The sequence below is a fragment of the Paenibacillus motobuensis genome, from assembly GCF_039521865.1.
Lineage (GTDB): Bacteria > Bacillota > Bacilli > Paenibacillales > Paenibacillaceae > Fontibacillus > Fontibacillus motobuensis.
Genome location: NZ_BAAACX010000026.1, coordinates 119,282 through 130,882 on the forward strand (window position 1 = coordinate 119,282; position 11,601 = coordinate 130,882).

Annotated in this window: 8 protein-coding genes and 1 riboswitch; all 8 genes read right to left on the reverse strand. The window is 46.8% G+C overall.

Features of this window, described 5'->3' with window-relative positions:
- A complete protein-coding gene (locus ABD014_RS23080; RefSeq protein ID WP_251416852.1) occupies window positions 1-900 on the reverse strand; it encodes a carbohydrate ABC transporter permease in 900 nt (299 codons plus the stop codon).
- Between the two features lie 84 nt (window positions 901-984).
- Window positions 985-2,289, reverse strand: a complete 1,305-nt coding sequence (locus ABD014_RS23085) for an ABC transporter substrate-binding protein (RefSeq protein ID WP_343865307.1) — start codon at window positions 2,287-2,289, stop codon at window positions 985-987.
- 377 nt (window positions 2,290-2,666) lie between these two features.
- Window positions 2,667-3,527: a MurR/RpiR family transcriptional regulator gene (locus ABD014_RS23090; protein ID WP_227011678.1), complete on the reverse strand. Its 861-nt coding sequence runs from the start codon at window positions 3,525-3,527 to the stop codon at window positions 2,667-2,669.
- A gap of 199 nt (window positions 3,528-3,726) precedes the next feature.
- Window positions 3,727-4,899: a GNAT family N-acetyltransferase gene (locus tag ABD014_RS23095; protein ID WP_343865311.1), complete on the reverse strand. Its 1,173-nt coding sequence runs from the start codon at window positions 4,897-4,899 to the stop codon at window positions 3,727-3,729.
- Window positions 4,900-4,989: 90 nt separating this feature from the next.
- Window positions 4,990-6,621, reverse strand: a complete 1,632-nt coding sequence (locus ABD014_RS23100; protein WP_343865313.1) for a formate--tetrahydrofolate ligase — start codon at window positions 6,619-6,621, stop codon at window positions 4,990-4,992.
- A 210-nt stretch (window positions 6,622-6,831) separates the two neighbouring features.
- Window positions 6,832-7,320 (reverse strand): double zinc ribbon domain-containing protein, encoded by a 489-nt coding sequence (locus ABD014_RS23105; protein WP_343865315.1) that lies wholly within the window; start codon window positions 7,318-7,320, stop codon window positions 6,832-6,834.
- A 193-nt stretch (window positions 7,321-7,513) separates the two neighbouring features.
- A complete protein-coding gene (locus ABD014_RS23110; protein ID WP_379340777.1) occupies window positions 7,514-8,476 on the reverse strand; it encodes an EamA family transporter in 963 nt (320 codons plus the stop codon).
- 78 nt (window positions 8,477-8,554) lie between these two features.
- Window positions 8,555-8,671: riboswitch (purine riboswitch) on the reverse strand.
- 80 nt (window positions 8,672-8,751) lie between these two features.
- The gene (locus ABD014_RS23115; RefSeq protein ID WP_343865319.1) at window positions 8,752-10,908 is read right to left on the reverse strand and encodes a glycoside hydrolase family 88/105 protein; all 2,157 of its coding nucleotides are present in this window, start codon (window positions 10,906-10,908) and stop codon (window positions 8,752-8,754) included.
- Window positions 10,909-11,601: the final 693 nt, after the last annotated feature.

Below are 11,601 nucleotides of genomic sequence, written 5' to 3' on the forward strand. Positions count from 1 at the left end.
TTAATATGGATTGACACCACCCTTCCGGTTGAATCTGAAGATGACGATACTAAGCGCAGCAATCATAACGCTGACAATTAAGCCAAGTGCCGAAGAGTAGCCGAAATTAAATTGCTGGAAACCCTGCTGATAAATATACAAGCTCGATGTTAAGGTAGCATCCCCCGGTCCACCCATCGTCAGGATGAACACTTCATCGAACACACGGATTGCCGCCATTAGTGAAATAAGCGTACAGAAAAAGACGTATGGCTTCAGCAGTGGAATTGTAATTTTACGAATCGTCTGAGCTCGGTTCGCGCCATCGATCATCGCAGCCTCTACCAGATCCTTCGGAATGGATTGCAATCCTGCCAAATAAATCATCATATAGTAGCCAAGGCCCTTCCACATCGTAATAAACATCAGTGTCCACAGCGCTGTGTCTTTATTGGACAGCCAGGTAATCTTCTCTTGCATTAGACCTACACTGGACAGCACATAGTTGATGACCCCATTCTGGTTGAGCAGCCAGCCCCAAATAAGCGCTACTGCAACCATGGAAGTAACTACGGGGATGTAATAAGCAGTACGGAAGATTTTAATTCCTTTGACATTGCTATTTACTAGAATCGCCATAAGAATAGAGAAAATCTGAATAAATGGCACAACAATGACATATAGCAACGAGTTGACCAGCGACGTGATGAAGCTCTTATCCTGCAATGCTTTGACGAAATTATCAAAACCGACAAATTCGGTCTTGCCTATAACGGAGTAATTCGTCAGCGCCAGCGGTACGCTGTAAATAATCGGCCAGAAGACAAATAGGGCGAGTAGGATCAGCCCCGGTGTCATAAATAGCCAAGCGACGGACGCCTCCGATTTGCCGAATCTGCTAAAGAAGGGTGTCTTTTTCATGATAGTATTCCTCCACCGCCTTTATTAAAGATAGTTCTATATCTACAAGAATCGGGCAGGACAAGCCTGCCCAATTTGAAGTATTTAGTTACCCAAGATTTTGTTAACATCGCTCTCGGCCGTAGTCAATGTCTTCTTCACGTCAGCACCGTTCAAATAAATTTCCTGCAATGCTTTGGTGACGGTCTGATTGACGTCTTTAGCACTCTCAACGCCGATGTAGAAATCCTCGGCTTTATCAAGGCTGACTGCGGATACGGTCTTAGCCACCCCTTCCAGAGTTCCGTCATTTTCGGAGAAGAACGGATCTTTGGCGCTCTCTACTGTGGAAGGCAATGTATTAGCGATCTTGGAGAATTCCAGCTGATTGGCCGCATTCGTAACGAATACAGCGAAGTCAACCGCTTCTTTCTTATGAGATGTTGCCGAAGGTACAACGATGTTCATCGTGTTGGAATAGCGGATGCCCGCTTTGCCAACCGGACTTGGAACGGCAAGCATTTTCTCGTATACATCCGGCGCGGCTGTCTTGATCTTGTTAATGAATGGCGAACTGGATAAAGACATGGCTACTTGCTCACTCGCGAAGTACTGCACTTGTTTATCGTAGTTGATAATGTCTTTTGGAATGACGCCGTCTTTTAACAGTTGTAAATTCTCATTGACATACTCTTCCACTTCCGGTGTATTGAAAGCTGCCTTCTTATAATCCTCAGTCAGGAACGGCAGGTTCTCCTCTAACAGAGTACGCGCTTCCATCGTGAAAATATAGCCGTAGGCGCCGGTCTTCTCTTTGATCTGGCGACCCCATTCGTTCAATTCCTGCTTCGTCTTTGGCGGATTTTCTGGATCCAGTCCAGCTTTCTCCACCAGATCCTTATTCATGAATAGGACAGGCAATCCGGTGTACCAAGGGAGTGCGAACCCTTTGCCGTTCATTTCCGTTGAAGAGTAGATTCCCGGGAAATAAGCTGCCTTCTGGTCCGCTGTCAGCTCTTGGTTGAAGTCAACCAATGCATCCTTGGTTCCCATCTGATTGGCCAGCTCCGTATTAAGGTTCACCACGTCCGGCGCATCACCGCCAGCAATGTTCGTCATCAGTTTGTTCAGTACAGCATCGTAAGGATAGTCCTTCCAATCGATCTTGACATTCGGATTCTGAGCTTCATAATCCGCAATCAATTTGTCGAAGTAATCATTGAAGGTCGGCTGCAGTGAGATCGTCCAGAACTCTACGGTGACTTGTTCCCCTGCCTTTGCACCATCGCTGTTGCCGTTCGAAGCCGTCTCCTTATTACCGGACGAACCCGAACCACACGCCGCCAATAGACCCACCATCAACATGGATGTCAATAATAATGAAATCAACCTTTTTCCTTTGAAACTCATGTCCTAACACCCTCTCATCTTTATAATCTATCTTTCTATAGCCAAGAGAAGAGATGACTTTGAATCCATCAATCCGGGTTTCGTGAAGCGCTTACATAACAAATATGAATAGTTATTCCATTATGCCGCTTTCGTAAACGTTCGGTGAATTTTTCCAGATGGATCAGTCACAATGGAGACATTCTCCTCTCTCACAGGTTCATTGTAACATGGTTTGGAGAAATTCTCCACTATTTATTGAATAATAAAAGATTATTTCTTTTTAGATGATTATATGCTTTTCCTTTTATAAAAATGGCAGTCACAACAAAAAAAGAGCCTAAAAAGGCTCTCTCTGTAGAAGTAATCTCTTTTGCGATATTAACGTAGGATTGGCTCTAATACAGTTTCTCGGAAATTGCTCGGGCTGTTATTTCTCTGGTTTTTAGCGCCTCGTCCTTCATTTGCAGCGAAACGGCGACATTCAGAATATCGATGACGGCCAGCTGCGAGATTTTGGCGGAGAGGGAGCTGCCTTGCAGTGGATTCTCCCTGGCGATCATTAGCAAGCTGATATCCGCAACCTTCGTAATTGGAGAACGGGCATTGCTTGTGATGGCGATAACAGTTGCACCCGTCTTTTTAGCCAAGGTTAAATTTTCAATCGTATCCTTCGTACTTCCGGAGATCGAAATACCGACCGCCACGTCATCCTTGGTCATTAGGGCTGCTTCCATAGCTTGAAAGTGAGTATCCACTTTGGCGCTGCTTAGTTTGCCAATTCTCGAGAAGCTATGTGCGGCTTGCATGGCTGTCAATCCAGACGAACCGACGCCAAAGAAATAAATACAGCGGGCCCGGAGCAACGCATTGATCGCTTTACCTAACTGATCGGAAACGGCTAGTTCTCTTGTCTGCTCCAAGGTACGGATATGGTTGGCTATAATTTTCTCATTTAACGCGGTCGAATCGTCATCCTCTGTTATTTCTTGATGTAAATTATCGATCGGCTTCACCAGATCCTGCGCCAATGACAACTTGAAATCTTGAAATCCTTGAAACTTTAACTTCCGGCATAAGCGCAGCACTGTTGTTTCTCCTACATCGGCTTTTTCCGCCAACTCGGTCACGGAGTGATAAATAATATCGGAGGCGTTATCCAGAATATATTGCGCCACTTTTTGCTCGGCTTTGGTAAGCCCGTTCAGATTGCTGTGTATATTTAGGAGTGTCTTACCCATCCCTTGTATGGTTGACAAGTGCCCTATCCCCTTTCAATCGGCCAATTATTGAACTTTATCTTCTTTTTTACTCGTTCGGAAGATTGATTTCTTCTATTTTATCGAGATCGCGTTGAATAGGCAAGGACAAGGACAGGCGATCACACTAACCAGAATCCCCGGCCAGATGGAAACAGCCATCCCTTTCTAATATAGAAAAGAATGGCTGTCTGCTATATTAAAATGAATCCATCAGATAAGTCGTTCCGTGTGGAATGATGTGCTCCAGTGCGGCAACGCCTGACTCCTCCCCGGCCAATCGGCCGTAACGGTACATTTCTTGAGGACGTCTGTATCCTATGAGCATCGTCGTTAAGGTCTGGATATCACAAGTGAGCTCGGCTTCAGCTGAAGCTTCGTCAATCTTGCTCAGTTGCCCTCTTCCCTCAGGCGATACGTGTAGCTGCCAGACCCCATGATTCCATGGCGCCGTCGTATCTTCAATCTGCAGCTTCAGTGTAGTCTCCACCTCCGATGCCTGGAATGGATAATCATTAATAAACGGAGCAACATCGACAATCCGTGCCATGAAATAAGGAATAATCTCCTGATTGAAGCGCGGGTTGTCGAGCAGGAATGGCAAGAAATCATCCATGGGGACGAATTTGACTACCGCTTGATTCACCATGGAATCATGGTTGGCGAAGTAGGTCCACAATGCTTCACGGGCCATCTCGTTATGATAGACGAATTCCTCAATTGTCAGCTCCCGGTTCGTAACATTGTACAGAGCGTATCCTTGTGGAGTGCCATCCTCCGAGAAATAGACGACGTCATGTCCATCCTCGTCCAGTACCGACCTCTCCCACCAATCGCGATCACGCAGCAGCGTTCCATTATACCTCTGCGCAAAAGGCCGATATATTTGATCCAGCAGCGCGACATCCCTCAAATCCCTTCTGACTCTGCCCTTGAAGTTCTTACGGGCCGGGAATTGATTTACCGGAATGGTATATTTCCGATGCTCGGTCATCAACTCCCAGCCGAACTTACGATAATACGCGAAGGAGAAAGGATTCAGACAGGATATCTTCTGACCCTGATCTTTCATGACGCGTAACGCCTGGGTAAGCAAGCCGCGCACCAAGCCACTGCGGCGATTTTCTGGCCAGGAAGCTACTCCGGCGAGTCCGCCCATATCAAAAGGCTTGCCATGAATATAGATTTGCAGCGGCAGCAGCGCAAGCTTCGCGAGCAGCTGTCCATTCTCAAAAGCTCCCCAAGCCTGCTCCGGCTTGAAGCGTGTTCTCCGTTCAGTCCGTTCGACAGGAGACAACTTGTACTGAAACGCATATTCTCCCAGATCCGCGCTCATATCGAATTCTTCTGCAACCAATTGTCTGATTTCCATAGGATTCCCCCATTTCGTGTCCCGATTATTTTAGTTAGACACCCTATAGGTATAAGAGTACCTTGGAAACCCAGAATGTTCCACCTTTATTTATACTAGTCCATTCACTTTTCCCAACTCATCCAGATAGATTCGCTCTGCTGCCGGAACCTTCGGTAATCCAGGCATCGTGACGATGTTCCCGGTATGAACGACCACGAAGCCCGCTCCAGCCGACAGTGTAATATCCTTGACCTGTACTGTAAAGCCTTCCGGCGCACCAAGCAATGCAGGCTGATCCGAGAAAGAATAAGGTGTTTTCGCCATACATACCGGCATATTACCATATCCAAGATGCTCAATCTGCTCCAGCTTCTTAAGTGCGGATGGAGTCAGGTGTACCCCAGCTCCGCGGTAAATTTGGTGGATGATCGTCTCTATTTTATCTATTAGGCAGCTGTCATTCGTGTATAGAGGGGCGAAGCTGCCCGGCTCATTCTGTAAAATATCCCGTAATGTCTCGGCCATCCGCTGGCCGCCAGCGCCACCTTCCGCCCACACATCAGATACCTCAGCTCTCACCCCAAGACGTCGGCAGTGATCAAGGACAAATGCTACTTCCTCGTCATGATCATGCGCGAAGTGATTAATAGCAACCATAACAGGGACATTGAATTTGCAAATATTCTCAATATGCCGCTCCATGTTGGCGAGTCCAGCCTGTAGTGCAACTACGTTCTGTTCATCCAATTCATTCTTGGATACACCGCCGTTATATTTCAGCGCCTTAATCGTCACCACCAGCACAGCTGCGGCTGGATCAAGACCGGACTTGCGGCATTTGATATCAAAAAATTTCTCAGCCCCCAGATCAGCACCGAATCCTGCTTCGGTCACTACAATATCCGCCAGCTTCAGCGCCGTCTTGGTACCGATCACGCTGCTGCAACCGTGGGCAATGTTAGCGAATGGGCCGCCATGAACAAAGACAGGAGTTCCTTCTGCCGTCTGCACCATATTCGGCTTGATGGCATCCTTCAGCAGTACGGTCATAGAATCGACGGCACTGATCTGCTCCGCCGTGATCGCCTCTCCCGCCATATTATAGGCAACGATAATCCGCCCCAGCCGCTGTCTGAGATCCGATAGATCCTCGCTTAAGCAGAGAACGGCCATAATCTCTGAGGCTGTAGTGATCATAAAGCCAGATTCATGTACGCTTCCGTTGCCATCGCCAATGCCGCACACAATTCGCCGCAAACTGCGGTCATTCATATCCATCGCATGCTTCCATAGAATTCTCTGCGTATCGATCTGTAGCTTATTTCCGTGATAAATATGATTCTCAATCATTGCAGACAGCAAGTTATGCGCTGCAGTGATGGCATGAATATCCCCGGTAAAATGCAAATTAATATCTTCAGCTGGCAGAATTTCCGCCTTACCACTGCCTGTCGCCCCGCCCTTCATACCGAAGCAAGGGCCGAGGGAAGGTTCCCTAAGCGCAGCGATCGCAGGGATGCCGATAGCATTTAACGCTTGGGAGAGGCCAATCGTCGTCAGCGTCTTCCCTTCCCCGGCAGGTGTAGGGTTCATCGCTGTCACGAGCACTAGCTTACCGTCTGGACGGTCCCTTAGATCCTCTCGTATTTGCAGGTCAATCTTGCATTTATATTTTCCGTACAGTTCAAGATATTTCTCATCAATTCCAAAAGATTTGGCTACGTCTATAATAGGCTTCATTCCTTACGATAACCTCCATGAGCTTAAAATTGCGAATTCTTAAATTCTACACCGTTATATTGTACATGAACTGAAATATTTAGTATGTGCAAAAAAGAACAATCAATCAAAAACAGGCCGACAACCCTTATTATGGTCATCAACCTGCTTCAATAGTTATCCATCTATTCTTATCAGGGATCAGGACTCCCTCACTGCGACCTGATCATTCTAAGGGGCTAACCGATTTCCGCACTTCTCGCAAAAAAGATCCGTCTCATTCACAACAGCATGGCAAGAGCCGCAATGCTTCTGAATGACAAGCACCTCGCTAGCGGCCTCTTCTTCGACAGGAACTAACTTGGTAATCTCTTCGAATTGGTGTCCACAGGACGGACAGAACTTCGTATCCATCGGCACTACTCTGCTACAGACACATTCCTTCTCATCCTTAATCTCTCTAATCTTATACTCCAATTGCTCGACTTCTTCCTCAAGTCCACGGATCAAATTGCTCTGCTCCTGAACGAGGGACTCAAGCGTATCCAGCTGTTTTTTGGTAAAAGCCTCGTAGACCTCTTTGCCGATCAATAAATAGCTCTTCTCAATTTCCTTCCGCTTGCTGGAGATTTGCGAATTGATCTTGGCAATCTCCACAGAATCCTTGGCCAAGTCTGCCGCTTTGGCTGCGCCATCCTTCAATTTATCAAAGATCCCCACTTCAATCCCCTACTTTCGAGTTAATGTCAGTTCATTATTCTATTCCTAATAATACCTGAAAATAACGAGGGAGTTTGTCGATTTTTGATTTTTGCTGTGCTCTCTTTTGATCATAATAGAAAATGTTCGAAAAGCAAAGCCGCCTCCACTCTGTATTTCGCAGACCGAAGACGGCTTATAAATGATCTATAGACTATGTCAACCGTTTCTCGCCCGTAGCTCTCATTCTTAGCTTAGTGAGCTGAGGGAAGATGACACCGAGCAGAACAACGATAACGCCGATCCATTGCAGCATCGTCACCTGCTCATGGAGAACCAGAGAAGAGAGCAATACCGCAACTGGAAGCTCAACTGCTCCTAGAATCCCGGCCATATCCTCGCCGATATGAGGTACGCCAATCGCGAACAATACGGGAGGTATGAATGCTCCGAAGAAACCGAGCAGGAACCCGAACACCAACAACTGGCTCCACAGCAGACCATTAAACAGGAAATGTGGTGGGAATAGTATAAAGACTAGCACGAGTCCCCCCGTAATCATCCAGGCACTGCGATAAGCTGGTTTAATGGATGTCATCGCCTTACCGCTAAAGAGAACAAACATGGAGTAGCTCACGGCCGCGAGTAATCCGAATGTGATCCCGATTGCAGAGAACCGGCCTCCTGCCTGCCCCGTTAGCCCAGCAGCCAGCAGTGTTCCACCAAACAGTAATACAAGTGTGAACAGCGTAACCCTGTTAGGACGTTGGCGCTTGCTGATCGCTTGAATCAACACGGTAATCCATGTGAACTGGAATAATAATATAATTGCCAATGATGCCGGGATATATTGTAATGAGTGATAATAGACTAGGCCCGTTATGGCGGTAGGTGTTCCGACTAACATAAGCAGCAATCTCTGCTTCCAGGTCAGCTTCGACGAGGCATCTGCTGTTGCATTCACGGAGTTTCCTGACTTACCCTGCTCTTCCCTTAGCTTGCGTCTCTCTTTAAGCTTGGTATATAGAGCCAGCATCCATGCTAGAATACAGCCTGTCAGCAGTTGGGTGCCTACCACTTCACCAAGCTGGTAGCCATGTCCGTAGGCGAGTACAACTATGGTTGACAATATGCCATAGCTGGCAGCACCGATAAACACAGATAATAAGTACTTCATTTTCATTTCCTACTGCTCCCCCTTGATAGCATTTGAATCCAGGAAACGCAAAAAATCCTAACTACGATATAAGAATCAGTAATGCATTCTCCATATCGTAGTTAGGAAGTTACGGCTTCCTGTAGAAACCCTCGCCCGTTCTAACCGTCAATCGGCTATCTGCGAGGTTATACGAAAGTAATATAATGTTCGTTCATGGTCCAGACCATGTTAACAACCTCAGACCATAATACATGACAAGAGGGAGACTGTCAATGCATATTCTTTAATTAATCCTATGGTATTTGTAGCCATTCAATCAATCGCAGCAATTCCACGCCGGCCAGCATAACAATGCCGATTCCATGTGTATCATTGAGCTGCGGCAGCAAATCATACTTGTAGTATCGACTGGAATGCGAATAGCCTGAACCGCGGCATACTCCGTATAGATTTCCACGTGCATCGATACTGTGCCGGGTCAGGCCGCTCCAAGCTTGAATAGCGCTGTTGGAATAAGAGGCCTTATCGTTCAGCCAGCCATTTCGTACACCACGTGCATAAGCATAGATGAACATCGCTGTGCAGGATGTCTCCAGATAAGCATCCGGTTCATTGATTACTTGGCGCCACAGGCCTTCCTCGCTTTGATGAGCAAGATAGCCAGCGCTTAATGTACGGAACATTTCCAGTAATTCTTCCCGTTCCGGGTGTTCCTCTGGCAGAACGCTCAGAAGCTCGGACAAGGAGAACAATACCCAGCCATTTCCGCGACCCCAAGGCACTCCTGTCGCTAAACCCTGCTCGAAATCGTACACATGGGACATCAACTTCTCTTCAGGAATATATAGGTACTCTTGGAACAGCAGAAATTGTCTTGCCGCATCATTGATATACTTCTCATTGCCGGTTAGCTCATAGTAACGACATAGGAAAGGGACGCTCATATAGAGGTCATCCGCCCACATCGTATCCTCCCCTTGACCATGCTTGCGATAGAACGCTCCATCAGGTAGCCGCTCCTGCGCCTCGCTCATATAAGTTGCGATGACATCGGCTAGATCCTCTACCCCGCTTATCTGCCTATGATCCCGGTACAGTTCAAGCATGGTTGAACCGAAAGAGCCACAATCGTCTAGGCTATCAATATCTGCAATGGATTGATTAATTCCTGTACCCTTGTATTGTTCATACTCCCATTTGGTATAGGGATACCATCTTACAGTCTGAGCGACGTGGTCTGCGGCATAAGCTACGAGATCAGGACGTTCCAGCGTTCTGCCCATCTGTGCCAATCCGTACAGCGTTACACCGACAGGGTAATTCCACTTCCCAAATAGCGGAGCCTCTAGATAAGGCCGAATCCAGGCTCCAGGCATATCTGCACGCCAGTAAGTTCCTTGTCCACCATCGTCATGAATACGATGCAGCTCTGTCAGCTCGGCTATATCGGGGATATATTGATCCACAAACGGACCTAAATACAACCAAGCCCCCGAATATCCGTGAACAGGGACTGGCTGCTCCAGCAGAACAGTCTCATCTCCGGACATCACGGTTACTGTCGTACCCCAGGAAGAAGCCGCAGTATCGCGAATCACCAATTGATGTGGGCCATAGGACAATTCCAGCTCCAGTTTGAAATTCCCAGCCTGTTCGGAATGATACCTCTCCTCGCCATCTATGAATAGAACTGTAGGCCCTAAGCTGTTGCCTATAATGCGATAAATTCGACCTGTCACATTATTCGCATGGAATTTCGACCAAGCGAAGGCTGTTAAACCGTCGGGGCTGCCGTATAATCTCTCCAGCGGTGTCATCTGCTTCTGCTCTTCCGTCCAATCCAGATAGGGATACCATTGCAGTGCTCCTGCGAATTCCGAGTGTCCGGCAATCGGCAGCTCTTCTACTGCTTCATCCAGCGGCTCGCTGAATAACCACCCTTCTTGGCCGCTTCTCTCGCTGGAGGCAATGATCGAGTTGAAAATCACCCATTTGCTGCTTGTTGTGCCGAAGAGACCGCCAAAGCCAGCCCGTGTCTTCGTAAATTTCAGCACAATATCATTCCAGCCTGCGTTAAGCAAAGCGCGACATTCCCGCTTCACCTTCGGCCGCTCATCGCCCGGAAAGGACCGGTAAATGCTATGCCCGTTAATGAAGACCTCAAGTGGTCCCCATGCCGTAGTGAGCCAAGTCATCTCCGTATCCGGATGATCACACCACATCATGCCCCACGCGTAGGAAATTTGTCCAACCTCAGCTTCAGGAAACCGTTCACTCAAGTTAAATACATAGCGAAAGTCATTAGCACGCTGTATGCCTTCGCGGTTAAAAGCACGATACTGGTAAGGCTCAGCCGGATTATCGGCTACATAACGATTCGCCAGTGCTTGCAGTGCGCAAGGGATATCGGTGCCGGTCTTGTCGTAAATACTCTCATGCAATTTTGTCATCACACTTCCGTCTCCTATCTGATCGGACCGGCCTTCCGCTAGCAAGCCAGCCTCCGATTTTCTAAAATATTGATATCTACGAAAATCGTAACATAGCGCTAGCAACGCTTTATAGGAGACAAATGCGCGAAAGCTTTCAATATTTATGGAATCGACTACCGCATAATGACCTATTTGTAATACACCTAAATTAAAATTTCTGCAAAAACCTCATGCAGTTTTAACGTATCCGAATAGTATTTTTTAGGAATAAAAAACATTTAATTCATTTAAATACAAATATTCACTTATTGTCATACCATCTAGCAACAAATAATATTTCCTTAGATGATACCTCAGTTAATTAACTTTAAACTGTGGATAAAAAATTTGTGAATTGAGTAGATGCTGCTTCTTTTATGTGGATATTAATATGCATTACTGATATATCAACTGAATATGTGAATAAGACTGTGCATAGTTCATGCTAAATTGATATATTTCGCAGTTAGGCTGATGAATATCAGATCTGTACAGAGGAAAGTGTGAACAACTGTGTACAATTTGAGGATAACCATAGATTTGCGATGATCCCCGCTCGCCAGTTATCCACTTGGGGATAAAAAAACCACCACCGGTCATCGGTAGTGGTTCTTATTGCTTGGCGGCTTCCTACTCTCCCAGGACCCTTCGGTCCAAGTACCATCGGCGCTA

Coding starts and splice junctions, on each gene's coding strand:
- ABD014_RS23080 (WP_251416852.1), bottom strand. CDS start 900: ATGAAAAAGACACCCTTCTTTAGCAGATTCGGCAAATCGGAGGCGTCC.
- ABD014_RS23085 (WP_343865307.1), bottom strand. CDS start 2,289: ATGAGTTTCAAAGGAAAAAGGTTGATTTCATTATTATTGACATCCATG.
- ABD014_RS23095 (WP_343865311.1), bottom strand. CDS start 4,899: ATGGAAATCAGACAATTGGTTGCAGAAGAATTCGATATGAGCGCGGAT.
- ABD014_RS23100 (WP_343865313.1), bottom strand. CDS start 6,621: ATGAAGCCTATTATAGACGTAGCCAAATCTTTTGGAATTGATGAGAAA.
- ABD014_RS23110 (WP_379340777.1), bottom strand. CDS start 8,476: ATGAAGTACTTATTATCTGTGTTTATCGGTGCTGCCAGCTATGGCATA.
- ABD014_RS23115 (WP_343865319.1), bottom strand. CDS start 10,908: ATGACAAAATTGCATGAGAGTATTTACGACAAGACCGGCACCGATATC.